The 25,699-nt window shown below is 48.8% G+C and carries 22 protein-coding genes; 12 read left to right on the top strand and 10 right to left on the bottom strand.

Annotation, left to right across the window (positions count from 1 at the left end; all coding sequences use genetic code 11):
- Nucleotides 1-13 precede the first annotated feature (13 nt).
- The gene (locus DESTI_RS22915; RefSeq protein WP_014812360.1) at nucleotides 14-673 is read right to left on the bottom strand and encodes a histidinol phosphate phosphatase domain-containing protein; all 660 of its coding nucleotides are present in this window, start codon (nucleotides 671-673) and stop codon (nucleotides 14-16) included.
- 245 nt (nucleotides 674-918) lie between these two features.
- Here DESTI_RS22915 and DESTI_RS22920 point away from each other — a divergent pair, with 245 nt between their 5' ends.
- The 4 genes from DESTI_RS22920 (at nucleotide 919) to DESTI_RS22935 (ending at nucleotide 8,261) form a co-directional block, all read left to right on the top strand.
- Nucleotides 919-2,220, top strand: a complete 1,302-nt coding sequence (locus DESTI_RS22920; protein ID WP_014812361.1) for a DUF4013 domain-containing protein — start codon at nucleotides 919-921, stop codon at nucleotides 2,218-2,220.
- A gap of 53 nt (nucleotides 2,221-2,273) precedes the next feature.
- The gene (locus DESTI_RS22925; RefSeq protein WP_041286426.1) at nucleotides 2,274-3,218 is read left to right on the top strand and encodes a hypothetical protein; all 945 of its coding nucleotides are present in this window, start codon (nucleotides 2,274-2,276) and stop codon (nucleotides 3,216-3,218) included.
- Between the two features lie 191 nt (nucleotides 3,219-3,409).
- Nucleotides 3,410-6,832: an SIS domain-containing protein gene (locus DESTI_RS22930; protein WP_014812363.1), complete on the top strand. Its 3,423-nt coding sequence runs from the start codon at nucleotides 3,410-3,412 to the stop codon at nucleotides 6,830-6,832.
- A 340-nt stretch (nucleotides 6,833-7,172) separates the two neighbouring features.
- Complete coding sequence (locus tag DESTI_RS22935; RefSeq protein WP_014812364.1) at nucleotides 7,173-8,261, top strand: LysM peptidoglycan-binding domain-containing protein; 1,089 nt, start codon at nucleotides 7,173-7,175, stop codon at nucleotides 8,259-8,261.
- A gap of 277 nt (nucleotides 8,262-8,538) precedes the next feature.
- Here DESTI_RS22935 and DESTI_RS22940 read toward each other — a convergent pair whose 3' ends face one another.
- Nucleotides 8,539-10,203, bottom strand: coding sequence for a radical SAM protein (locus tag DESTI_RS22940; RefSeq protein ID WP_014812365.1), 1,665 nt, complete (start codon nucleotides 10,201-10,203; stop codon nucleotides 8,539-8,541).
- Nucleotides 10,204-10,670: 467 nt separating this feature from the next.
- Here DESTI_RS22940 and DESTI_RS22945 point away from each other — a divergent pair, with 467 nt between their 5' ends.
- The 5 genes from DESTI_RS22945 to DESTI_RS22965 all read left to right on the top strand — a co-directional run bounded on the left by DESTI_RS22945 (nucleotide 10,671) and on the right by DESTI_RS22965 (nucleotide 16,626).
- Nucleotides 10,671-11,177, top strand: a complete 507-nt coding sequence (locus DESTI_RS22945) for a hypothetical protein (protein WP_157212250.1) — start codon at nucleotides 10,671-10,673, stop codon at nucleotides 11,175-11,177.
- On the top strand, nucleotides 11,174-11,500 hold the full coding sequence (locus DESTI_RS22950; RefSeq protein WP_014812367.1) for a hypothetical protein: 327 nt from the start codon (nucleotides 11,174-11,176) through the stop codon (nucleotides 11,498-11,500). The genes DESTI_RS22945 and DESTI_RS22950 overlap by 4 nt, the downstream gene beginning before the upstream one ends.
- Nucleotides 11,501-11,525: 25 nt before the next feature.
- Nucleotides 11,526-12,698 carry a hypothetical protein gene (locus DESTI_RS22955; protein ID WP_014812368.1) on the top strand — a complete coding sequence of 391 codons (1,173 nt, stop codon included), beginning with the start codon at nucleotides 11,526-11,528 and terminating at the stop codon, nucleotides 12,696-12,698.
- A 197-nt stretch (nucleotides 12,699-12,895) separates the two neighbouring features.
- Nucleotides 12,896-15,484, top strand: coding sequence for a DNA mismatch repair protein MutS (mutS, locus tag DESTI_RS22960; protein WP_041287505.1), 2,589 nt, complete (start codon nucleotides 12,896-12,898; stop codon nucleotides 15,482-15,484).
- A 329-nt stretch (nucleotides 15,485-15,813) separates the two neighbouring features.
- Nucleotides 15,814-16,626, top strand: coding sequence for a hypothetical protein (locus DESTI_RS22965; RefSeq protein WP_041286428.1), 813 nt, complete (start codon nucleotides 15,814-15,816; stop codon nucleotides 16,624-16,626).
- A 368-nt stretch (nucleotides 16,627-16,994) separates the two neighbouring features.
- Here DESTI_RS22965 and xerD read toward each other — a convergent pair whose 3' ends face one another.
- Nucleotides 16,995-17,906: a site-specific tyrosine recombinase XerD gene (gene xerD / locus DESTI_RS22970; RefSeq protein ID WP_014812371.1), complete on the bottom strand. Its 912-nt coding sequence runs from the start codon at nucleotides 17,904-17,906 to the stop codon at nucleotides 16,995-16,997.
- Nucleotides 17,907-18,177: 271 nt separating this feature from the next.
- On the opposite strand from xerD, the gene DESTI_RS29330 reads away from it, so the two are divergent.
- Nucleotides 18,178-18,771, top strand: coding sequence for a L,D-transpeptidase family protein (locus DESTI_RS29330; protein ID WP_014812372.1), 594 nt, complete (start codon nucleotides 18,178-18,180; stop codon nucleotides 18,769-18,771).
- Nucleotides 18,772-18,986: 215 nt separating this feature from the next.
- Here DESTI_RS29330 and DESTI_RS22980 read toward each other — a convergent pair whose 3' ends face one another.
- The 5 genes from DESTI_RS22980 to DESTI_RS23000 form a co-directional block, all read right to left on the bottom strand.
- Nucleotides 18,987-19,589, bottom strand: a complete 603-nt coding sequence (locus tag DESTI_RS22980) for a hypothetical protein (RefSeq protein WP_014812373.1) — start codon at nucleotides 19,587-19,589, stop codon at nucleotides 18,987-18,989.
- 21 nt (nucleotides 19,590-19,610) lie between these two features.
- Nucleotides 19,611-20,795 carry an aminotransferase class I/II-fold pyridoxal phosphate-dependent enzyme gene (locus DESTI_RS22985; protein WP_041287507.1) on the bottom strand — a complete coding sequence of 395 codons (1,185 nt, stop codon included), beginning with the start codon at nucleotides 20,793-20,795 and terminating at the stop codon, nucleotides 19,611-19,613.
- 474 nt (nucleotides 20,796-21,269) lie between these two features.
- Nucleotides 21,270-21,989 (bottom strand): MBL fold metallo-hydrolase, encoded by a 720-nt coding sequence (locus tag DESTI_RS22990; RefSeq protein WP_041286429.1) that lies wholly within the window; start codon nucleotides 21,987-21,989, stop codon nucleotides 21,270-21,272.
- A 229-nt stretch (nucleotides 21,990-22,218) separates the two neighbouring features.
- Nucleotides 22,219-22,749, bottom strand: coding sequence for an HU family DNA-binding protein (locus DESTI_RS29335; RefSeq protein WP_014812376.1), 531 nt, complete (start codon nucleotides 22,747-22,749; stop codon nucleotides 22,219-22,221).
- A gap of 23 nt (nucleotides 22,750-22,772) precedes the next feature.
- Nucleotides 22,773-23,009 (bottom strand): DUF4160 domain-containing protein, encoded by a 237-nt coding sequence (locus tag DESTI_RS23000; RefSeq protein ID WP_014812377.1) that lies wholly within the window; start codon nucleotides 23,007-23,009, stop codon nucleotides 22,773-22,775.
- A gap of 251 nt (nucleotides 23,010-23,260) precedes the next feature.
- On the opposite strand from DESTI_RS23000, the gene DESTI_RS23005 reads away from it, so the two are divergent.
- Nucleotides 23,261-23,662, top strand: coding sequence for a rhodanese-related (seleno)protein (locus tag DESTI_RS23005; RefSeq protein WP_336884480.1), 402 nt, complete (start codon nucleotides 23,261-23,263; stop codon nucleotides 23,660-23,662).
- A 49-nt stretch (nucleotides 23,663-23,711) separates the two neighbouring features.
- Here the strand turns inward: DESTI_RS23005 and DESTI_RS23010 are convergent, their stop codons facing one another.
- A complete protein-coding gene (locus DESTI_RS23010; RefSeq protein ID WP_014812378.1) occupies nucleotides 23,712-24,047 on the bottom strand; it encodes a hypothetical protein in 336 nt (111 codons plus the stop codon).
- Nucleotides 24,048-24,472: 425 nt separating this feature from the next.
- Between DESTI_RS23010 and DESTI_RS23015 the strand changes: the two genes are divergently transcribed.
- Nucleotides 24,473-24,922, top strand: coding sequence for a MauE/DoxX family redox-associated membrane protein (locus DESTI_RS23015; RefSeq protein ID WP_014812379.1), 450 nt, complete (start codon nucleotides 24,473-24,475; stop codon nucleotides 24,920-24,922).
- A 7-nt stretch (nucleotides 24,923-24,929) separates the two neighbouring features.
- On the opposite strand, the gene DESTI_RS23020 is transcribed toward DESTI_RS23015, so the two are convergent.
- Nucleotides 24,930-25,628: a hypothetical protein gene (locus DESTI_RS23020; protein WP_014812380.1), complete on the bottom strand. Its 699-nt coding sequence runs from the start codon at nucleotides 25,626-25,628 to the stop codon at nucleotides 24,930-24,932.
- Between the last annotated feature and the right edge of the window lie 71 nt (nucleotides 25,629-25,699).

Below are 25,699 nucleotides of genomic sequence, written 5' to 3' on the forward strand. Positions count from 1 at the left end.
TGAGGTCGAATCGTCACGACAATCTTTGTTTGAGGGTTTCGAGGAACTGTTCGTTATTGTTGAAAGACGCTCCGGCCTGAGCCTCGGTCATACCGGCTCCAATCAAAACCTGCATCGCTCTTGCGCGGGTTATCATGTCTCCGGGAGCATGAGCATCCGTGTTGATCACGAGTCGCGCTCCGGAAACCGACGCGATTCTGGCAACATGGCCGTTCGTGAGATTATGACCGGATCGGGCGGTTATTTCCAGGAAGACACCGAGTTCCGCTGCCAGTCTCGCCTCATCGGGAGTTATGAATCCGGGATGCGCGAGGATATCCGCTCCTGATTCTATGCCCGCACGGTTCGTCCCCGGAGCCACAGGTTCAGCCGGGGTTTCTCCATGCACAACCACCAGAACTGCGCCCAACTTTTTCGCAGCTTGTACCAGCTCGCGTATCTGTCCAGGCGGAGCATGGGTGATTTCCGCACCGGGAATAGTGAGCACTTCTTGAAAGCGGTTTAGTTCTTTCGCCACCTTTGCGATTCGCGGGACTACATCTTCCAGATTCGAACCGTCCACATGATCCGTAAGTCCTATCGCTCTATAACCAATGTGGGCTGCTCTCCGTACCTGTTCACTCGGTATGAGTACTCCGTCGCTCAGCAGCGTGTGTGTATGAAAATCGATCACGAGGGCCTCCCATGCATCGGCAGTCCATCAACATCTCTGTTTAACATACATATGCTTTCGAAAAAGTCCAAGTGAGGAATTGCTTAAATCGGGTCACAAAAATTGCTTTCCATAATTGGGCGTTTGTTGGTAACATCTGTTTCGGAAAAATTCGAAACTGAGTCGTATTGCGGGATTTCAGATTGTTCTTTGTCGTTTCAGCTATACGACTCCGTTTTGCGCTCTAAGGAACGTGCGGGAGAATCATGGAAAAAAAAGAGGCCAGAATTAAATGTAGCGGCTGCGGGACCTCCTTCAAATTGAGAATTCCCGTCACGGACAAGCCGGTGAGCTTCAAGTGCAAGAAATGCGGAAAAGTGCTCAAGATCAAAGTTGTATCAAACGAAGAACCTCCTCCTCCTCCGGAAAAGCTTGAATTCGAAACCTCACAATTGCCTGAACTTGAAAATTACCATGATACCCCGTCACCACCTACTAATCTCCGTCCGCCCAGCTTAGTGGAAAGCCATTTCTTCGCTCAGGCCGTCGAACATCCACCGCCATCCGCGGATTCAAAACGCCGTTGGTTGATGCTTGCCGATGAAATGGTCAAAGGTCCGTTCACTGACGAGGAAATCCTCGACATGATCAGGGAAGGCGAGATAATTGCCGAGACATCTCTGCGTTTGGGCGAACGTCCCTGGGTGAAGGCGATCGAAATTTCCAATTTCAGAGAGTTGTTTCCTCCGAGTCAAAGAGGATTGCGTCCACCACTGACTGCTATTACACTCCTGGATCAAGAAAAAATCTCCTCCTCCTCGCCCGCGCAGTCCTTTTCCATAGATTTTCAGAAACTCCTGGGATATCCCGTGTCTGAGGGAAAATGGCAAGGCATAGTTGTGTTTGCCGGAATTGCATTCGTCCTTGCATCGGTCCTGTCGTTTAATTTTCTGATTGGCGTACCACTCAACCTGATCGGTTGGAGTATTTTATTCGGGTACCTTTTTACTGTGATGGAACAAAGCAAAACTGCTCCTACAACTCCTCCGCCTGCATGGGATTTCAAAAAAGCCAAAGACCTGATACTCTCGGGTGCGAGAGTATTGGCGGTTTTTGCAGTGTACTCGCTTGTGCCTTTGACAGTGCTCGTTTCTCTTATGATAGCCTTTTTCCTGAACGATATGGCATTATTCGGTTACCTGTCCTTTGTTGTCCTGGTATTGGTGTATTCAGGAACGCTCCTTATCGTTCCCGCCGCGCTCCTGGAATTAGGCAACTCGAAACAGTTGGTTACGGCACTGAATCCAATGAAAGCGATAACTCTGATCAAGAAATCCGGAAAGCCATATCAGGCAATTGCTCTCGTCTCTTTGGCTGCGGGTCTGGCATGCATGATTGCGTCTCTGGCTGCAGTATTTTTGACGGATGTTCCTGTAGCAGGTTTTCTTGTAGCAGGTCTCATTATGGCAGCGGTTTTCTCATACGGTCATTTCATATGGTTTCATATGCTTGGGCGTTTTCTCAATGAGAATTCCAAAATGCTTGTCAGTACGCCTGCTTCTGCATAGCGCATTTCAAAGAATCGGTTGGATTAATGAGGTTCTCCTGCAGATATAGATTATTGGTTACTCCCGTTTTCTTGTGCTCGATTTTCCTTTTCGGACTGGCTGTCCACTGCCGTGCCGAAGGATTTGAGGTATTCGATCTCGTAACCGGCGTGATCGATTCGCCCCACTTCAAAGGCAAAGACCCATTGACAAAATTACGATTGGCAGCAGATCTGCTCCGCAATAAAAAATTGAGACATTCGGATATGACGTTCCTGGTCCTGGACTGGGGCGATCGATATCTTCGAGAGCCCTCCGATCCCATGGAGCGGCTGAGACGGTGGGCGGAGCTCAACAGTGACGACCAGTTGAGTCACCTTCGTATCCCGAGAGACGTGCTCAACCGCATTCTTCTGGCGGAATATCTGGTGGGCCAACCGCAATATATGAATGGCGGTCCGCTTCAGAGACTGGAGATCCTGAAGCAGTTGTCTGAAAGCAATCTGGTGGATTGGTCCGTTTCCCTCGCGTACGCGCGTTTGTACGCCGGAGGTCTCATCAGTGGTGGAAAAACGTACCAGCCCGTCACGCCTCTGGAAGGGCTCACGGCTTTGAAGCAACTCAAAGATAACGGCCTGGTGGGATGGCATTACAAAGTGCCGACCGAGGCAATCCTCGTGGCCGAAGCATTGGCTATGGATAAGGGTTTTCAACAAGCCTCTCCTTACGATCAGCTTTTGAAACTGCGGGATCTCGAACGTAAAGGGCTCATAACCATGCTGACGAAGAAGGAGTTGGAGAAGCTTCCCGCATGGCGAATGTTAATTTCCGAAACGCAATTTCTCAAATCCGATCCAGCAGTGAAAAAGACACGTTTGTCCGAGCTGAAATCTGAAGGGCTCCTTTCTGCATCGACATGGTCCGACCTCGCCACCATTTTTCGACCTGTTCCCCTTGCTACCAACAACGAACATCGGCCAATGCCCCTCCCGGAAAAAACACAGATTCCCGCGAATTAATACTGCACACACTTCCGAACTCAGAGTATAAAGCTGGCGGGCCCACGAAACGGGGACTTGCACTATTCTCTGAATTGAACCTCAGAGCGGAGTTGCTATTTTTGGTCAAACTCGCCAGAATGAAAGAACTCCGTTGGTTTGCAAGCGGGCTCTTAATTATGAGAAAAGGATTATGAGAAAGGAGTCTGAAAGTGTGCGGAATTGCCGGATTTGTCAGTAATCATGAATGGCAGCAGCCGTCAGATTCGTCGTGGCTCGATTCCATTTCACGAGAAATTGAACAATCAGTAGCAGCTCAAAATTGGGAAAACTTTTCTAAGCCGTTGAAGCATATGCTCGATCGATTCGATCAATTGATGTCTTTCGGAATTCATATGCAACTCGTCGAGCAATCACCCGCTCTGCAAAAATGCCGACAGTTGGCCGAAACCCTCGAAAAGGCCTTAAAGGGTATTGAGAGTGTAATGGAACTGAGCGGTCGCTCGGATTTCCTGGAACAAAGGGCAGAAGAAACAAGAGATCTGCTGTGGCAAATTAAGCACGAATTGCTGAACAATGTGGAACGTACTGTCAATTTGCTTCCGGACGATGTGCGATCTTCGGCTCCCCAACGCGCGACTCACTTTGTAGCCTGGGCGATAGAACAGGTCATGGAAAACCTTGACCGTTTGGAAGTCCGGGGCAGGGATTCGGCTGGAATCTCCATACAATGCACTGTGCTCACAGACACGGTCTTGCCTTTTGTTTCCGGACCGTACGCGGGCGACCAGAATAAGGTGAAGAGAACCGTTGAATCCATGTTTTCAGGGGACGGGCGCTTCGTATGCACGTTCATCTACAAAGTTGCAAATTTGGTCGGCAGACTCGGAGACAATACTGCAGGACTGAGAGACGCTATCCGCAACGACACGGATCTCTGGAATATCGCTTCCTTAACCGATCAGGTGAACATCATAGCTCACACCCGATGGGCGTCAAATGGGATCATCAGCATTTCCAACTGTCATCCCGCTGATGGGGTGCTGTGCGGAAAGGAACACCAGGCAACAGTCCGCGACGCGGCGGCTCAATTCGTTCTGAACGGAGACGTAGACAATTACAAAACTCTCGTGGAACAGGTAGTCACTTGCAGAGGATACCAAATAGAGTCTTCAATAACGACAGATGCAAAAATTCTCCCGGTTCTGTACAGACTCGGTACGGATTGGCGTCAAGAGCCTGATAGCCGGTTCGCAGAGGTGATCAACACGTGTGACGGATCGCTCGCCATTGCCATGCAACACCCCCTTCACCCGGAAAATTTGTTCCTGGCACAAAAAGGCAGCGGTCAAAGCCTGTTTCTCGGTAAAGTTGAGGATGGATTGATCCTGGCTTCCGAAGTGTACGGCCTCGCTGCTCGAACAAGACAATCCTATGCGCTTTCCGGAACGGAGAGAGGGGGAACTCTCGTTACCGTCTCTGTCGAAAACCGAGACAACGGAATCGGAGCAGGACGTTTTCTCGATGACGGCAGTCCTTTTATGCTTTCTGCCGAACCCATCTATATTCACAGTAGAGACATATTCCGTGGTTCCTTCAACCACTATTTTGAAAAAGAGATTCATGATGCGCCTTCCAGTGTTCGTAAGACGATCAAGGACAAATACCGAAAAACAGCCAATCGGATAGATTTTGAAATGGACGGTCGAGGAAGCTTCAACCGGCTCCTTTCAAGACTGCGGGACCCGGGTCTTCCTTTGATACGCAGAATTCAGGTTATCGGACAGGGTACTGCTTCTGTTGCAGCCAAAGGCGTGGCATATCTCATCGAACGCGCTCTGGCAAAAACGAGAGTAACCGTCGGCTCGTGCAAGGCCTCGGAAATGTCGGGGTTTCTCTCGGAAGAGCCTCTTGCGGACATGCTGCTGATCGCCATTTCCCAGAGCGGCACAACGACCGATACCAACCGGACCGTTGATGTCGCCGGCGCTCAAGGCGCGTGGATTCATGCGATCGTCAACAGGAGAAACTCTCCACTGGTCTCGAAATCCAACAGCCATCTGTATACGAGCGACGGACGCGATGTGGAAATGGCTGTGGCATCCACAAAAGCATTCTATTCTCAAATTGCCGCGGGGAAACTCACCGCTCTGCTATTGGCTCAGGAATTCGGGAGCATGCCTGAAGAGGACATCTTTCAGGAAATACTCGAACTCGAGAGACTTCCGTTGGAAATCGAATGGGTGCTCAAACAAACGGATTTCATCCGAGACTGCGCCGAAAAATATGGTCCCAGCAGCCGGAACTGGGCACTCGTGGGGAATGGACCGAATAAGATCGCGGCTGATGAGATTCGTATAAAGCTGAGCGAACTCTGCTACAAATCCATACCCTGCGACTACACAGAAGATAAAAAACATATCGATCTCTCGACAGAACCACTCACCCTGGTGGTCGCCAACGATTTGCCGGACCGACTGGTCCAGGATACTGCGAAAGAAGTGGCTATTTTCAAGGCACACAACGGTAAACCCATCGTGCTTGCCGCAAAGGGTGAGGGACGATTCAACTCCTATGCAGAGAGGGTCATTGAAGTTCCCACAATGGATGCAGGTCTGGCCTTCGTCCCCGCAACGGTTGCGGGCCATCTCTGGGGATTCCACGCAGCCCGGGCGATCGATTCCAGAGCCGACGAACTCAGACAGGTGCGCTCTTTGCTCACGGAATTTCTGGAGCAACCGGAATCGTGGAATCTGGCTTCGCTCCGTTCCAGGATGAATAAAATATTGGCACTTATCGCATCCGAGGAGATGAATGCTGCACTGCCGGCTTCATCTGTCGCTGGTCTGGCTGCATACATGGCCAGGTTGGATCCGCTGACCCAGTCCGGTGAATATGTGCGGGAAGAAATCGAAAACGGTATCCTCATCCTCAACAAAGCTATAGAAGAATTAACCCGGCCTGTTGACACTATTCGGCATCAGGCAAAAACGGTTACTGTTGGTATTTCAAGACCATTGGAATTGCTGCCGAGATTGATAACCAAAGCTTTGGACAAACTGGCTGCATTGCCGGATCAAATTCGTGAGCAGGATCGTCGGATTTTACGCCTCGTATCCCCCATGATTTCCCAGATTATCGGGGGAATGCATTACAAAATCGTAAAGACGATCGATGGCGCGCCGGTGGGGCTGGCAGGGAGTGCTCCGTGGATTCAGGCAATGGAAAAATTCGGTTTTTGCAGTGGAAGATCTTCCAGGTACGATACTCCCCGCGCTATCGGTGGTAGCAAGAGAACCACCCTGCGAATGGAGCGTTTGATCTGGAACTCGGGCTCCGACGGTCAGGAGAATCTTCTGCTCTTGCCCTTGTTCAATGAAGAACTCGGGGATTGCACAGGGATTCTGCTGTTCCATCTGGATTTTGTGCCTCAGGCTTCTGTGAAGCAAAAGCTTGCCGTTCTTCAGGGCATGGGAAATCGATATCACGACTTTATCGAACGCTTGGAAGAATTGTCTTCGCCTGCAGATCTGGAAGACGTGCTTGAAAAGATTTCTCCTCGAGACCTGATACTTGCACCCGTTGAAAAGGTGCTCGGTCCTATGACGATTCCTCATGTGAAAGTTTTGACCTGATACAAGGTAATCAGAGAATAAAATCGGGGATGAATTTCTTGTACGAAGTTCGTCCCCGAACCCATCTGCAGAACTTTTCTCACTCGCCTGAACCCAATTACCGCATAATTGGCCAACTAGTACAAATGCACAATTCCTCCGTAAAGAAGTAGTCCCGTCCAATCCTGAGCTTTGAAAGCGCATTCCTACGAATTGATTTCTTCCTTCTTGTCTTTGCTTTATGGGGTTGATGTCTGCGGGTAAAACGCTTGACAATTTTATGAAAAAAATATATAAGAAACTAGTAGCTTAATGAACAACCTTCAACCATTTTATAGAAAATAGGTTGCGGAGGCCGTTGATGCTGAATAAATTCAGATTCCTGACACTGTCGGCCGTCGTCGCGCTCTCACTTACCCTGGGATACAGCGCTCAGGCTTTCGAGATCTTTCCGCGGCCAGAAGATCAATATACTGTCCAAAGAGGCGATACTCTTTACGGACTGGCCGAAGGCTTCTACGGAAATTCGGCATTGTGGCCCTTCCTGTGGAATCAAAATCCGGCAATCCACATACGGGAAGGCAGCGCCGCGCCTGAGAATCAGGCCCTGGTCCCGGGAACAAAGGTGAATCTTTTCCACAAGAGATATCCCTACGGAGCCATGAATCAAACGTATAATCCACCAACCGGTGTGCCGGAAGAAGTGAGATTTGTCATCCGAAAAGTACCACTGGAAGGTATTCCGTACGACAAGAAGTATTTTCGGTACAAGCTCAGCCCTCGGCCCATCCAGTTATGGGGATATATTGTCACATCTCCGGACGAAAACAAAACCTGGTACCTGGAGCGAGATCTTGTTTACATCCGTTTCCGTCCCAGCAAGAAGCAGGCTATTCTCGTAGGAGATAGGTTCGGGGTGTATCGTGATACAGGGCCCATAACTCATCCCATCAACACGGAGCGGAACATCGGGTGGCTAACCCAGTTGGTGGGCGAGGTCGAAGTCATCAGCACGGGCCATGATCTTGTCACTGCGATCATTCTCGAGAGCTATATGGAACTCGCCAAGGGAGACAAGATTTGTCTGTTCACCCCTCGTGACCGCCAGATCGTACCCTCAAAAACTCACCGGTTGCTAACGGGAACCATTCTAACTCTCGCAAGGCACGAAACCTGTTCGCTTATGGTACCCGGCGGATTGGAAAACGATGTGGTGTTCATCGATCGAGGCGAATGCGACGGAATGAAAGAAGGCATGCTTTTAAGCATTTATCGTCCAGCATTGCCGGTTCCAGATCCCTATTTTCCCAATCGGCGTGTCACTACTCCGGACGCATTTGTCGGAGAGGGAATGGTCCTCAAAGCTTTCGAGAAGAACTCCACTGTTCTGATTACCCGTTCGAGAGAAGAAATCTGGCCGGGACAAATCATCAAAACTGTTTCAGACTGAAAAATCCCTCGAATCTCGTCTAATACCGATTTGGTTTCAAAGTTAGACAAAAATCCCCTCTAACCCCCCTTTAATAAAGGGGGGAATGGGGGGATTTTGAATGCAAATTGATATAACATCAGGATTCCTGAGACCCATGAGGGTTTGAGGAATCCTTTTGTTTTTAATGCCGGATCGAGTAGGGGTCCCGCGACACGCGGGATGGGTGCCTCGTAGCGACCGGCCTCCGTGCCGGTGATTCCGGGCGAGCTACAATTTAATCCTAGTTCTCACGGTTTTACCTCTTTATTTGAGGCAAGAGGGCTTTTTCATATACTCTGTAAAGCTTTGTCTTGGAGATTCCGTGGTCGACCGTGTCCCACGGGAAAATCTCGCCCGATTCGCGTTCTCTGAATGCAAGAAAGTCCAGTTCCGTGCCACGTCCGATGTTTTTCATGACCGGTCTTTCCGATGACTCTGCCAACAGCATATCAGCAATACGCCTATCTCCTCTGGAAAGGATAGCCTGAATACGGGCATCACGGACAGATTCCTGCCGCAGCACCACATTGGGCACTTTCGCAAGGGCTTTCCGGAGGCTGTCGATTCGTTTCTTGAGCACCGATACTGGAGCCATTGCCGCCCATTGAAATGGAGTCCAGGGTTTGGGCACGAATGGATTCACTTGTACCGCGATGGTACCGATCCTTTTGAGAGGTTTGGAAGCCTCGACGAACACTTTTCGGCATTCAAGCACAAAATCGGAAATGAAATCAACATCTTCATCAGTTTCCGTCGGCAATCCGATCATAAAATAAAACCGGATATTGGGAATACCGGCCGATACCAAAAGCTCTACCAGCTCCAGAAAACGTTCGGACGGGATTTCTTTACCTATTACGCTCTTTAGTCTCGGAGAAGCCGTCTCGGGTGCAAGTGTCGCTGTCTTTTGTCCGGTACGGGCCATAAGTTCCGCTATTTCACGTGAAACACCCTCAGGTCGTATGGAAGATAAAGAAAATCTGCCGCCGGCATCCACTATGGTTCGCAGCATGTGTTTCAGCCTCGGATGGCCGGCCAAATCCGATCCGACAAGGCCGATTCCTTTCCCTGTCGCAAGGGCTTCATCAATTTGATTTTTCAATGGGGTAAGTTCTGCATAGCGGACAGGAAGATGAATCCATCCGGACGCGCAGAACCGGCATCCTCTTCCGCACCCTCGGTTAGTTTCAATCAACAGATCGTTTCCAAATTCCGCTTCAGGCGAGAATAGCACCGACACCGGCACAGAGGATTCTTTGCCTCTACGCTTCACGGCTGCAACTCGTTCGGGAAATCCGGATTCGACCACGATTTCTTCTATCGATCCGTCGTTGCGAAAGCGATAGTGATAAGCCTCCGGCACATAAGCTCCCGGAACAGTGCGAAATACCTCACGAAATTCCCGTGCGTCGGGAATACCATTGGTGAAGAGATCTGCTATTGCGGATGCCAAGCCATTTTCCTGTACGGTCTCGTCCGGTATCTCACCTATGAAGGCCATATCCAGGAACTCTGCCAACGGCTCCGGATTCATGGACACTGACACTCCGCCGGCAATCACAAGAGGATCGCCTCGAGTTCGATCTTTGCGCAACGGTGGAATCCCGGAAGCACGCAGCATATACGGAACATATGGATAATCGTTTTCAAACGGCACACTAAACGCTATCAAGGGATAATCCCTCAGAGGTCTGCCGGTTTCTTCAGATAGGATGCGAGACTCGGGCTTTCTGCTGTCCGGCGGATCAGGGACAAAGAAGCGCTCCGCAGCAATCAGCGGGTGCGCATTCATCACGTGATATACATGCTGAAACCCGAGATTACCCATGCCCACCCGGTATGAATTCGGATACACGAGCGCAACAGGGATTGCCTTCCCTCTCGGTTTGCGTACGGCTCCTCGTTCTTGTGATCTGGTCATGCTTGAAGTGTAAACCAAACAGTTAGCGTGTTAAAGCTCAAGAGATGGTCTAAAGTCTACCTGGCTCAAGATATCACGGGAACCATGCAATCTGTTTGCCGATCAGCTTGTTTTTGGTCGGCATGCAAAAGAGTGAAAAACCGGAAAGTTAAGAAGAAGATATTGTAACACAGACCTTCGTGGCACGGTATTGACAAGAGCGCGCGGTATGATAAACTGTAACAAAAGAGGGAAAGCTTGACAGTAGGCGTCTTAATTGAGATAATTTTCATTTTCTATGTCCAAAAAATCCTGCATTTTTGAAATTCCATCAGCGGGTACTCTAAAAGGTTTGAATTGTGCACCCAGTAATAGAGAATTGGAGCATTGTTGTCGCGGGTGTCTGGAACACAGCCATCTTCTCTCCTCCGTGGATGGGGGGGAAACTCAAAGAACTGTTTGGGTACACACACGTCAGCTTGGAGTTCATGACAGACCAGCGTGGCACACAGGTGAATTTTTCAACTGACCATTTTATTGTGAATCCACAGCCATCTGCTCTTATAGTTGCCATGAAACAGATCGACGACAAGAGTCTGTTGTGGGCGGAGCAACTGGTGGAAGACCTTCTGCGGACGCTACCCCACACACCCGTGAGCGCCTTTGGTCTTAATTTTGCCTTCACGGATGAAGCACTCAACTCGGAGTTGATTTCCCTTTTTCGACTCAGTGATGCTGATCGATTGGCAGAGAATAACTACAGGACCACAAGTCTTTCCATTCAACGTTCATTACAACTGGATGACGCAAAACTGAATGCAATGCTAACTATGACTGAGGACGATTCATTGTCCGTTCGCCTGAATTTTCATCATGACGTGGCGAATGCAGAAGAAGCGTGGACGCGCTTAACTGGTCGTACGCTTCTGTACAAAGCTGACGGTTTGAATTTTCTTCAGAATGTCTATGGATTGAGAGTAAAGGGAACGCTATGACTACTATACCAGAAAGACACACAACCGGTACTCTGCAGGAAAATCCGCGAAAGAGCGTGAGTTGTTCCAAGACTATTGATCTTGAAATATTCCAAAAGCCAAGCCTTCTGAGTTCCTGTACTACGCGAACAGTCGGAGTTAATGACAAAGCAGTAGCGTTCACCGTAACTACTCGGAAAGATCGAATTGCTGTTCCGTTGGATGTGAATTGGGAGATTCAACGTGCAAAAAATCTCATAGCAAATAATGTGCATCTGGCCGTTGAGACCACCCACGAAGAGAACGTTTCGACAGAAGCAATCTGTCAGTATCCGATAGAATAATCCTCTGTTAAAATTCTTGAATCCAATGATAGAGCAACTCGAAGGAAAGGCAAAACGTCACTGGACATACCGTGAACTTGCTTCACATGACGATTTGGGCCAAGGTGACATTGTGCCTAAGACTTCGAAGTTGGCATCAATATTAGGCCAAAAATGTTCTGAGCAATTAGGAGAAGAGATTACGCATGTGCTAGTGCTGACGCAATCTTGCGATCTTGTGCGCCGGAAATCTAAATCCTGCAAGGCGCCAGTCATCCTTGTCGCACCGGTCCGTCCTCTTTGGAGTGTTATAATTGATCAAATAGCGACTTATCAATCTGATATGGAAGCTTATGCTGGGATATGCCGACAGAGTGCCAAAGCTGAACTTAGGGCATTTTTGGAGAGTCTTATCAATAACAACAAAGAAGACTATTTTTACCTTCACCCTGACGCAGATGTGGGCATAGCCGACCACTCTTGTGCATATCTTCGTTTGTGTTTCGGGCTTAACGCTGACGAGTATTATGACCATCTGAAAGAAAACAGGACGGTGAGTCTGACCGAACCTTTCGCAAATAAGCTTGGATGGCACATGGGATGGCTTTATGCGCGTGTAGGTACAGAAGACCGGGTGCCTGATCACTCCACCAAGAACGAGTTCGGAAAAATAATCAGCACCTTGCTCCCGAGTGCGTATCCTTGGGTCGATGATGCTAAGCTTAATGAAGCGATAGAGATGATATCTAATGCGTGCATTAGTGAATGTGGCCTGCCCTCCGCTCCAGAAGAGTTGCTTCAACTGATAGAGATTATGCCAGGGAAGTCATCGAAAGACAAGGTGCTCGACAGCATCCGGGCAGTTCTGATGCGCTCTCCAGCCTTCAATGACAACGCGATCATCCAGTTAATTTCTAATACGTTGAAGAAAGACTCACGAGTAAAACAACTTGCTAATTCCGAGGAACTTTGTCGGAGCATAACTGATCACCTTACACAAAACCGTGTTTTCTCCAATGACATTATTATTGAACGGATCAGTAGTCTCCTTAACGCTCACGACCAGTTTGCAACCCTTTCCATTAAGGATGCTTTACTAGAAAAAATATTGTCACAACTCAGAAATACTCGCTTCTTGGATAACGATGTTTTTGCTAACAAGCTCTGTAACTTAGTATCTGGGGACCCTCAGTTCAGAAGAGCTATGAAGGAATCATAACTGCGGATCTGCCAGTCCCGCATATACATGATCCGCCGTTTCCCATTCCAATTACTCTCTGTGGTTTTATGTATCTCGAGGAACCTACTGAATCAGCCGAGTTTTCGATTCGCTGTGGACAGACCGGCTATGACCGGCTATTCTAGCGTGCATCTTTCATTCGGCAGGTCGCGGTGATCGAAAGCAATCTGACCCCCATGATGCGGCAGTACAGGGAGAACAAAGAGCGTCATCCTGACGCGATTCTGCTGTTCCGCATGGGAGACTTCTATGAGATGTTTTTCGATGATGCGATCAAAGCGTCCAAGATCCTGGAGATAGCACTCACCTCGAGAGACAAGAACAAAGAGGAAAGCGTCCCTATGTGTGGCTTTCCTCATCACGCTGCGAGTGGTTACATTTCTCGATTATTGGCTTCCGGAGAGAGAGTCGCTGTATGCGACCAGATGGAAGACCCAAGAAAAGCGAAAGGCATTGTCCGTCGGGAAGTCACCAGAGTTCTGACTCCCGGTCTTCACGAAGAATCCGAGATACTCAAAGCGGATGAACATCATTTCGTCGTTGCTCTGGCTTTTCAGGGAAAGGACCTCGCTCTTGCCGCGTTCGATCTTTCAACAGGTGACCTCCTGGTCACTGAACCTCCTGGAACGGCTCTCGCGTTGCAGGAATTGCAGCGACTGGACCCCAAGGAAGTTCTCGTAGCAGAGCGTCAGGCGGAAACACTTCAAGCATTCCTGGACAGCTCCCAGTTCTATGTCCATTTCGTTGAGGAATGGATGACTGAACCTCGCTCCTGCAGCGATGTCCTGAGGCAGCAATACGAAGTGCAGAATCTCGAGGGATTCGGGTTTTCAGATGACTCTGCACCGGCAGTGGCAGCAGGAACGATAATCAACTATGTCAGGCAAACGCGATACGAAGCGCCGATCCATCTGAAACCGCCTCGAGTTTATCATCTCGGAAATTACATGGTGCTGGACCGATCGACGACACGAAACCTTGAGATTTTCACCAATCTCAAAGATGGCGGCACTTCCGGAACATTGCTCAAGCTTCTCGACAGAACTCTTACCGCTATGGGGGCACGTACCATCCGTTCCTGGACTGCCTATCCGCTGCTCGACCTGAGAGAAATTCATCGGCGGATCGACGCAGTTTCAGCATTTGTGGATTCCACCATAACCAGAGGTGAACTCAGGGACGCTTTGAAAGGTATTGGCGACCTTGAGCGCATTGCCGGAAAAATAAGCCTGAGAAGCGCAAATCCACGAGATCTCGTATACTTGAGGAATTCCTGTGAAAAAATCCCGGTAGTACTCAAACTCTTATCGGGAGTAGAATCGGAACTGGTTGGTGAGCTGCGTAATGCAGACGACTTGAGCTACGTAGCCCACGCAATTGCTTCGGTTTTGGTGGACGCTCCACCGGTATCGCTGAAGGACGGGGGACTGATTAGAGACGGGTACAATCAGGAATTGGACGAATTGCGCAGCATCAGTCACAAGGGGAAAGAGTGGATCGCTGCCATAGAGGCGAGAGAAAAGGAAGAAACGGGAATTCCCAATCTGAAGGTGGGATACAATCGCGTGTTCGGGTATTACATAGAGGTAACCAAAAGCTATCAGAGCAAAGTGCCCGCCTCTTATATCCGAAAACAAACCCTGGCCAATGCCGAACGCTACATTACGGACGATTTGAAAGAATACGAAAACAAGGTGTTGAATGCGCAAGAACGAATAGTCGAAATTGAAGAAGAAATCTTCAACCTGCTCAGGACACGCCTCCTCGAAGTAATTGGAAGAATTCAGGCAACCGCTTCGGCAATCGGTACTCTGGACGCTATCCTTTCCCTTGCGGAAACTGCAGCAGTGCGAGGGTACGTTCGACCTACCGTTCATGAAGGCGATGAGATCAAAATTCTGGATGGAAGGCATCCGGTAGTGGAAACCTTCGATTCCCGCGAGACCTATGTTCCGAACGACGTCATTCTGAACCGGACCTCAGACCAAATATTGATTATTACAGGTCCCAATATGGCGGGTAAATCGACGTACATGCGGCAAACGGCGCTCATAGTGATCATGGGCCAAATGGGAGGATTCGTCCCGGCATCCGAGGCTCAGATCGGGCTTGTGGATCGCATCTTCACCAGGATTGGCGCTGCCGATTACCTGGCATACGGTCAGTCCACATTCATGGTGGAAATGAATGAAACCGCGGATATACTTCACAATGCTTCAGTCCGTTCCTTGGTGCTGCTGGACGAAGTAGGGCGAGGAACCAGCACCTTTGACGGACTATCCATCGCCTGGGCGGTTACCGAGTATCTTCACGATCGCGCGGACGGTGGACCCAGGACACTGTTCGCGACGCATTACCACGAACTCGTAGATATTCCTCTGGTAAAAGAACGGGTCCGCAATTTCAATATTGCTGTAAAAGAATGGAAAGATCGCATAGTGTTCCTCAGGAAAATCGTCCCCGGAGGCTGCAGCAGATCGTATGGGATTCAAGTAGCCAAACTGGCAGGGATACCCGATGCAGTAGTCGGTCGGGCTCAAGAAATATTGTCGAACCTGGAAAAGGAAGAATTGGATCCCGGGGGACGACCGAGAATTTCTCGAAAACGTGAACCCAAGAAAAAGGCGAATGGACCGCGCCAGGGCGAGCTGTTCGGGTACGCCGGAGACGATTTGATACGAGAGCTTGAAAAGTTGGACCCGAATACTTTGACCCCTCTGCAAGCCCTTACTCTCCTTTCGGATTGGAAGTCTCGGTACTCATAAAATTGTCTGTCTTGTATAAAGCTTCACGTTAAATATCTATTAGTTATATTCTTATCTTGACCAAATACTTTCACTATGCTATTCTTGCGCAGAATATTAGGCGTAAACCCGGCATAAGCTAGCGGTTTTCATCAAGGAGACATGTTATGCGATATCAATCATCAAAGTTCGCTATGTGGCTCATTTTGCTCATGCTCATGCTCCCGGTGAGATCCGTGCTTGGAATATGAGGAGGAACGAATGCTGGCGGGCTCCAGCAGAGCTATCATAATTCCGAAGCATTCGCTCAAGCGCTTACAGGGGATCTGGTTAAACTGCTCCCCAGAGCTATGGGCACGTATATTTATCAGAATCGGTATGATTACTTCCGAGGGATAACGTTCACGTTGCGGAATATTATGGAAAATCCTGGAAAACAGAAGGATTTGGAAGAAGTTCGCAATCAGGCGTACGCGAGACTCATGCGAGACATTCCTTTCTGTATCGAAGCGCTCAAAGGCGGGGAACTCAAACTGGATACTACTCCGGGAAACGTTGCGGGTAGACTCGGTCTTATTGCGTACAACACGATTCTGGTTTCCATGCCGGCTTTTCCGGATCTCAAATATCTGGAAGGTTTCGGAACCGCGTTGGCAGCAGCAATAAACGATAGTCAGATTGATATATGGATGTACTACGACGGGTACGGGAATTTCAATTCTCTCGGAGAGTTGATGGAACGGCTACGCGTCCGGGACATGCCGACCTTCATTCGCACTCGCAACGAGACTTTCGCAACCTCCCTTAAAGAAGACATTTTTTCAGTCTTTCGGGCACCCAACCGTTTTGAAAAACAAATTATCATGTCCGATGTTGACATGAATAACGTGTACAGTACTGCGGTGAACAATCTGCTGGACGTTTACATGTACATCTGGAAATGCTCCGGAATGGACATGTCACACCCTTCCTATAGCGCTCCACCGGGAACCGTGATTGCCAGGCCAAGCAGGCGAAGGATTCTTGTAGGCGGCGGTGGATCCAGGATTTCGGCTCCAGCGGCGGCACAGGTAGCGGAAACAGTGTCTCAATCAATAGAGGTATCGCCTGCCGAAGCGGCACCAGTAGCGCCTCCACCACCTCCACCACCTTTACAGCCCTAATAAGGGAAGCCACTTAAGGAAAAAACGCGGTCCCGGATTCAAAGGGCCGCGTTTTTTCGTTCTCATGCCAATTTGCTTTCAAAGTTTGACGAAAATCCCTTCTAACTCCATCGGTGCTAACTTATAGCGCTTTTGCTCGTTTGTTCCAGAGGAACAACTGACAATAGGCCGGCGATTCATCGCCGGATAAGGAAAAACCTGATGATTTTAGAGTCCCGGAGGGACGGCTGATACACAAAATCCCGGCAATGAATTACCGGGCTATTTTCTTCAGTCGCTGCGGGACAAAGAATGCAGAGAAGTTAGCGCCGATGCCCTCCTTTATAAGGAGGAATGGGGGGATTTTGAATGCAATTGGTGTTAATTTCTTAACCCCGAGGATGACAGTCGGTGTGCAATTGCTTTAGTCTGTGCCGTGCGACATGGGTATAGATCTCGGTGGTAGAAATGTCAGCATGACCGAGCATGACCTGAACCCACCTGAGGTCTGCATTGTTTTGGACCAGGTGCGTTGCGAACGAATGTCGAAGGGTATGGGGAGAGATTTCTTTTGTTATCCCTGCCTTTAGAGCATTCTTCTTTACTATTTTCCAAAAACTCTGTCGGGTCATGGGCTTTCCTCGTCGAGTAACAAACAGAGCGTTGTGTCGCCTGGGCCCCAGCAGACGCGGTCTGACGTGATCCAGGTAATTGACGAGCGCCTTCAGGGCAGGAATTCCCATGGGAACGATTCGCTCTCTGGAACCTTTTCCCATAACAGTAACGCAGCCGATTTCCAGATCGATACGATGTAGTTCCAGCAAAACCAATTCCGAGACGCGAAGACCACATGCGTAGAGAAGTTCGAACATGGCTCGATCGCGGGATGTTTCAGGGGTGCCGGTGTCTACCACTGCAAGCAGGGCATCCACTTCATGTATTTCGAGATACTCGGGAATCCTCTTTGGCAGTCGCGGGGTATCCAGATGAAGGGTAGGATCTTCTTTGAGCAAGCCTCTTTCCGCACAATACTTGAAAAAGGATTTGACGCAGGAGATTTTTCTGGCGCGCGTACGCGGACTGTAGCCTCGTGCAGCCATCATAGCCAAAAAGGTGAGGATATTCTCGCGACCGATATCCTTGGGATCGGCTACATTCTTTCTGGTGAGAAAGTCCGCAAATCCTTTCAGATCGGAGCTATAGGATTCAACGGTCAACTGTGCAAGCCCCACGTCAACGATTAAATGATCCAAAAAACCTGCTATTATGGTATGAAGCACGGATGTGTCTTTAAATCTCATTGTTTGCCCCGGGAGATCTTACTTGAATAGCTATGCTCTCCTTTCCGAACCCAAGAAGATAGAGCGAAGGGAATCTACCTCAAGCAGACCTGATGTCAATCTTTCTGTTCAGGCCTGCGAAATGATACCATTTCGCAATTATGCATATAAGATGTCGAAGGCTGAGGTGTTCTGAGCGGAGTGATTAGACGGCCTTCCGTCGTCCGGAGCGAAGGATACCTCAGCCTCCCAGATTATAAAAACAAAGGCGAATCGGTATGAGGATGTTATCTTGTTGAAGCAGATGCGGTTATCACATCTTGTCCTGGGGCTATGTGCGCTTGTTCTGCTCTTTTCTGAGACGCTTTTGCCTGCAAGAGTCGAAAATCACTACAAGATCGTAATATGGAAGGCAGATCGAAAGCTCGAATTGTACGAGGGAAATCAGTTAGCAAAGACCTACAGGATTTGCCTTGGATGGAATCCTATGGGGGCGAAGCAGATGACTCAGGATGGTAAGACTCCTGAAGGAGATTATTTTATCTGTTACAAAACCGAGGCCAGCAAGTTCTACCGATTTCTCGGAATCAGCTATCCCGGAGCAGATGATGCAGCTCGGGCATTCGAAACCGGTATGATCTCACGAGCAGTCAAGAATGTCATCGATGGATTCAGGATGGGAAACAATCCTCCGTGGGATACCGCGCTCGGTGGGTGGGTCGGCATACACGGATACCCTACAAAGTCGTATGACAAAATGTGGACAGTGCTCCTCTACCCCAAACCTCATGATTGGACAAATGGCTGTATCGCACTGTGGGATTTCGAGATAGAAGAACTCTTCTCAAAAGTCACTGTCGGGACTCCGATATCTATTCTCCCTTGAATCGCTTTCAAAGCAATAAAATCGGGGAAACCCTTCTTGTAAGAAGTGTTTCCCCAAGCCCCTTCCCAAGAACTTCTAATATTCGCCTAACTCATGGGTTTTTCAAAAGAAAAACTCCAGGAGTTAGGCGAGTGTTAAAAGTTTTTTGGAGGGTCTCGGGAACCTTTTTTACAAAAAAGGTTCCCAGGTCTTACTGCTTTGAAAGCGAATTGAAGTTATTTGGGGCGTGATGTTTTGGCTAGATCTTTTTCGTTCTGTTCGAGGTATTTTTCTGCTTGTTTGATCAGATTCTTGAGATCCGGCACCGACATGGAATGCAGGTAATCGATTTCACCCTGAATTTCTTTCAGAATATTCGCAAGTTTTGCCTGACGTTCCTCTACTACCACGAGGGTGGCAGCCACTTCCTGGGAGAGACCTGACAATCCCAGAAGCCGCTTCTTGCTGATAAGCCAGATGGTCAAGGGAAAGATGATTGCTATGGCAATGAGCACTCCCACGGTGATACGTACGTATCCGACCAATTCCCGTGCAAGCATTTTAGTGTAGTAGCTGCGGTCTTCCGCTTTTTCACCGGTATCCTTGATTTGCCGGAGCATTTGTTCTATTTGCTCGATGCGTTGTTCGGTTGTGAAAACACTGGCCGATGTCTGGACCTGGGTGACAGCTACAGGATTTTCGGAAGTCACAGGATTTTCAGAAGTAAGAGGATTTTCGGCAAAGCCCTGAGTGACCCAGGCTGCGACCGTCAACAGTGTGCAAAAGATAATGGCAATAAAGGCCAATTTCCTACCGGAAGTATTTCGAGAGAAAAACATATCTCAAATCTCCGTGCGTGTTTATATGATTCCGATTTCTTTACCAACGCGAGTGCATATTTCGACTACTCTTTCGAGATCTTCCATCGTGTGAGTAGCCATTAGGCACATGCGAATTCGTTGCTGACCGTCGGGGACTCCTGGTGCCAGTACACAGTTTGTGAATATTCCCTCATCAAAAAGTCGTTTCCAGAAGAATAACGTGCGAAAATCGTCGCCTACGATCATGGGCACGATTGGACTTTCTGTAGGTCCTGTCTCGAATCCGGCTGCGACGATATTTTCCCTCAAGAAATGAGTATTCCTCCACAGCGTCTCACGGATCTCCGGTTCCGTTTCGATGACTTCCAGAGCGGCTTGAACTGTGGCAATTGCGGAAGGCGGCATTGCAGCCGAAAAGATGAGCGCCCTCGAATGATGTTTTATGTACGAGATTACCCGTTCGTCTCCTGCTATGAATCCGCCCAATGAAGCCAGAGATTTGCTGAACGTACCCATCACCAGGTCTACTTCGTCAGTCACGCCGAAGTGTTCCAGGGTTCCCCTCCCGGATTTTCCCAGTACGCCCAGACCGTGCGCGTCATCCACCATGATACGCGCATTGAATTCCTTTGACGTTGCCACAATTTCAGGAAGCGGGGCCAGATCGCCTTCCATGCTGTAGACCCCGTCAACCACCACAAGAATCCCCTGGGAGTCTGCGCTCGCTTCCAGATTCTTCCGCAAGGATTCAATATCATTGTGGCGAAATCGTCGAACTTTACCGAATGAAAGACGGACTCCCTCCACGATACTCGCATGGACGAGCCTATCGATAACAACGGTATCCGATCTGGAGAGGAGTGGAGCAATGACCCCCTGGTTGGTCTGAAAACCGGTAGAAAAAACCTGGGCTGCATCTTTTCCGACAAATCGTGCGAGAGTGGCTTCCAGTTGTTCGTGAAGGTCAATAGTACCGTTTGCGAAACGGGAACCCGAACAGCTCGTGCCGTATTCTCTGAGCGCCTCCATTGCAGCTTGTCTGACTTTCGGATGAGTCGTGAGCCCAAGATAATTGTTGGATCCCACCATGATCAGGTCCCGGCCGTCAACCGTAACGTGAGGGCCGTCCAGGCGGGAGATGGCCTTAAAAAAAGGATAGAAACCGGCTTCTATGGCTTCTTTGTCACGAGTGAATGCGTAGCATTTGCTGAAAAGATCTGACATGATGGAAAAAGTACCGTCCAGGCGCTGCACATGCGCCTAATCTTGACTTTAATAGAAGGCTGAGAGATTCCTCCAGCTCCAAAATGAGTTTGGCTATTTCGAAAAAGAATCCCAACCGCGAACAGTATTCTTGCCAAAAGAGGATTGTGCGTCAAGGGGCATGCACCAAGTCCTTTGTGCAAGCGTGCAAAAAGCCCGATTACCAAATAGTGGCGACCGGGCTTGACCTGCTATCGAGAAATACTCTCACGGATACATGGTCCGAAACGGCGCTTTCGAGCCACAACTGAGATTAGCATTCATTTTCGCACATCGTAGCCATTGATGTCAAAAAATACCTTCATAAGCACTGTGTTCTTCTGTGAATCTCCTGCGATTTTGTAATCTAAAGCAAAAATATGGAAGAACAATTTGCAGGTAGCTACACCGCGAGCCTACTCAGGAATTTTCAAATACTGCTCGATGAAGTGGGTATCATAAATCGATTTCCAGCCCGTCCCACGCGATACTGGCTTGCACATTCCGTTCTTCTCCAAGTGCTGCAACACGCGCTAGAGATTCAGCGGGGTCGGACGACACAATTTCCGTTCCGCAATGAGTAAAAATCGCCTGAGGTACGGCCTCTTTTTCGCACCATCCTATTTGCGTCCGGATAGGAGTGTGCCCTATCACGTATTCACCGCTTCGCCGCACAAGCGAACGTTCGATAGTAGCTCCATCACCTATGTACAGTTGCACCTGTGATAGAGCTGCAGATCTGTCTACAATGGCAACGATATCCGGAGCGTAGAAAAAGGATTTTTTCCCTGCAGTGACTCGAAATCCAACTGCAGGGCACCGTATGGAATGCTCGACAGCAAATGCTTCAACGGAAAATCCGGCGATGCGGAACGCACGACCCGGTTGCATGATGTGCCGGTCGCGAATCTCAAATTCCGAGATAACCTTCCATGTCGCCTCTGTGGCGTACACAGGACATGGAGCTCCGCGCTTGAGGCCCCACGCGTGATCGGGATGTCCATGAGTGAGCACGATTGCATCAACGTGAAGATCTGCTGCATGTGGTAACCAATCTTCACCAAAGTCTATCAACAATCGTTTGCCTCGAAACCTTACTTCAAGCGAAGTATGCATAAAATGCAGCTCTGTTCGAATCTTTATATTTCCGCGGGTTCCTTTGAATGTCAGCTTCATGCGCTTACTTTCGGAGTAGATCGGTTCACGAAATCACGGTAGACATTGACGTCCTCCTGTTCAGCGTCATTATAGCCAACAAAGACTGAAACCGCGATTTCTTGTTGGGCTTTACGTTTTTCTATGCAAGAAAAGCTGACAGCACAATCATGTTCCGTGACGGAGGACGAATCAGCAGATGGGGCAGTGACTCTCCAAGACTAATCGATTATGTCAGTTCGTATCTGGATCACTTCGACTTCTTAATTGAGTCTTTAAGAGACTTGGATGCTCTGAACCGAGGTGCTTTCGTAGGTAATATCTTTATCTTAATTCCAGTCCTGAAATCAACAATCGTTCGTCCGGTCCTTTGAACAACCGAGAAAGTTCCCAACTCGGGAATCCTTATCTCTCTGTTTTCTTCAAGGGTGCGGCGTATGGTTCCAACCAAAGATTTCAAAACCTGATCGACTGCTTTCTTGGAAACCTTCGTTTTATTCGAAATCTGCGATATTAGTTCCGCCCTTGTGAGATTCCGCGTCTCGTAGGATTTTGATTGCGCTTCGATCCAATCGGTGCAAACATCAATGCCATTAGGCCACTGAACTCCTCCGAACTTTCGATCGATCTCAACCTGACTAAATAAAGCTTTATCCATGAGCGGCTGAAAACTCTTCCGCTTCATAAGAGGCTTCATATCTACGATGGTTCTTTCGCCGTCACCGAATCCGATCTCCAGTCGGTAATCGTCTATGGGTACGACCTCAATTATCTCTCTCATAATCTGCACCACATTTCAGTAAATTACGGTGAATTAGTGATTGCATCCCACTGCCTCAGCAGGTGCTCTCTGTTATCTCGGATCCATTTTCTTAGTTTCTTCATCTGATTCGGAGGAAGTCCGCCACTCTCGATGCCTAAAGTTTTAATGAAGACTTTCACTTTTTGACCCTGGTACCAGGCATGGATATGCGGATTACCATGCTCGGATAGCTTAATGCTGATCTCTATCCCTTCGACCTCAGCTATCGTAGGACTCATATTACCTTTGTTTTAGACACTTTTGGACACTATTCGGTTCGACAAATCTAAACTACGTTGCAAGAGGATACATGGGAGTCTCGAAGAGAGTCACGAAAAATCTTCTGCCAAGTTACAGAAAGATGCAGTTTGCACCATAGAACTCATTACATTGCATAAATAAATCGGCTGTGCTGCGGCTGTTCGCGCTTGCGAGTTTCTTGTGGATAACGTAAGATTAAAGAATAATTGACATAAAGGAGCAGCGAATCATGCAGGAATTTGTGATATTAGGTCTATCGCTGGTTATAAGTGTAGGGGCGGTACTTGCAGCAGTGGCCCAAGACGGGGTGCCGAGGATTTCTAAAGAAGAATTGAGGGCCATGCAGGGAAGCCCGGAGTTGATCATCATCGACGTGAGGAGCCCAAGGGACTGGGAATCCTCTGACATGAAGATCAGAGGAGCGGTTCGAGAGGATCCAATGAACATTCCGAACTGGATCAGGAAATACCCACCGGAGAAAATACTCGTTTTTTACTGTGCCTGACCGGAAGAAGCTACAAGCGCTCGTGCAGCGCGAACTTTCATTGAAAACGGTTACGGCAAAGTATACGCTCTAAGAGGTGGGTGGAACGAATGGGAGGAGACAAAGTATCCCATTGAAAAAAAATGATCCATGCTCCAGAGGAAATCCTCGCCGAACCGGGTCGGCGAGGAGCAACTTATGGATTGCGATGTCCCAGCATGATCATTTTTGATTCAATTGCATCTTCAAGCTTCTGCTCCCACTCTTTCCATTGCAGCCGCAGGTCCTCCAACTCGGTTGAAAGTTGTGTGAATTCCGGGAATACTTCGTGAGACGATTCTCCTACTGTGTTTTGCAATGCCTTCATTTTCAAAACCAGCGGTCGAACCTGATCTTTGAGTTCACGCATTTTTGCTAAGATGGCTTCTTCCTGACCGGTAACGACCTGGGCCAACCCACAGCCACAGCACTCTTCACCTTCAGCAAAAATAAACGTTCCATCCGATTGTTCACCGGGAACTTGTAAACCCATCATGCACCTCCATAAGACGGCAATCGTATTCAATAAGTAATCACGCTGCGCACGAAGTCAAACCGACATACTTCGGAAAAGTATATATTATACCGATTCGCTTTTGTTTTTGTAATCTGGCAGGCTTGAGGTATCCTTCGCTCCAGACGACGCAAGGCCGTCTAATCACTCCGCTCAGAACACCTCAGTCTTCGCCCTCTTATACGCATAATTGCGAGATGATATTAGAGCGATTACCAAGAATTCTGAGGTCTATCCCACGCTTCAATCAGGATATTGGTGGGTGCCGGCGTCCCTGCCAAAGAATGTTCGGACGGTTCTTGCAATTTGAAGAGATTTCGCTCAGACTTGCATTCAGCGCAAGGTAACGGATATTGTCTGGAGCCTGTGCGGAATGGAATGACTTGAAATGCGAGGAGATTCTCTTGAAGTATCTGACTCTTGCAGCCCGCCTGTTTATAGGTGCGCTGTTCGTATACGCGAGCATTTACAAGCTGACAAACCCGGCTGAATTTGCCGTGTCTATCCGGAACTATTTGATTGTTCCTCCCGAATGGAGCAATTTCATTGCCTTGACCCTGCCGTGGGTTGAAATCGCTGCAGGTGTGTTTCTCATTCTTGGGGTGCAAACCAAGCCTTCAGCTCTGTTAACTACGTGTATGTTGGGGATCTTTCTGGCTGCCCTCGTGTATGCGTTTTCCATTGGGCTTGATATTGACTGCGGTTGTTTCAGTTCGGGGGGGGCGTCGTCAGGGAAGATCGGTCTCTATCATCTCACGCGGGACAGTGCTCTGTTTCTGACGTCGTTGTTCATTCTCTTGGCAGACAAAGGCGATTTCAGCTTACCAAGGTTGACTTCCGCTCGATCCGCGTGAGTCGGATTTACTCCCCACCATTATCTTCACGAACGGGAGGTTGGACTTCACTGACTTTCCTTTCGTGATCCCATGCATTCATGATTCCGAGTGTTATTCTTCTGGCCAGAGAAGCTATCACAGCAGTATTGTTCAAGCTCGCATATCGATCGGGATCGTGACTTCCCAGACAAAGAACCCCGATGCTCCGGCCTTCATAGATGAGATCCGCAATTGCTGCGGAAACAACCAGCTCGGACACATCTCCAAAGAACAGGCAGCGCTCTTTCTCATGCGAGAGGGTCAAAATACGTACTTGTTGTGGAGAAACGCAATGTTCGGGTGAAATTACTCCTCCACCTTGCGGAGCACTCTCGAACAAGAACGCCGGTTCCTGATTTTCAGCAATCAAGACCCGCACGGTGATCAGATCGAGAGTATCCTCCAAGTACCTGGTCACGGATTTCAGCAAGGATTGCACAGACCTGGATCGCAACATCATGCAATCCACATTTTCCAGATTCAGCCTGATCTGCTCGAACCTGCTCTGGGCTCTCAGGATTCTGGCAAGCAGTTCAGTTGTTCGGTCCAGTTGCGATTTCTCATCCGAATCATCGCAATCATCCGGTGCATAGTCATGGAGAGTTTGATAGATGGGGTTCCTTGGGTTCGGAGAATCGCCTGAGTTCATTGCTGCCGATTCAGTAAAATCATTCGGAATATTCATAGGGACCCCCTTCCGTTCAGCTCAATTTCCGGAAGGGCTATATCATCGCTGGAAAAAGAAGCAAGACAATT

Origin of the sequence: Desulfomonile tiedjei DSM 6799 (genome assembly GCF_000266945.1) — a bacterium.
Lineage (GTDB): Bacteria > Desulfobacterota > Desulfomonilia > Desulfomonilales > Desulfomonilaceae > Desulfomonile > Desulfomonile tiedjei.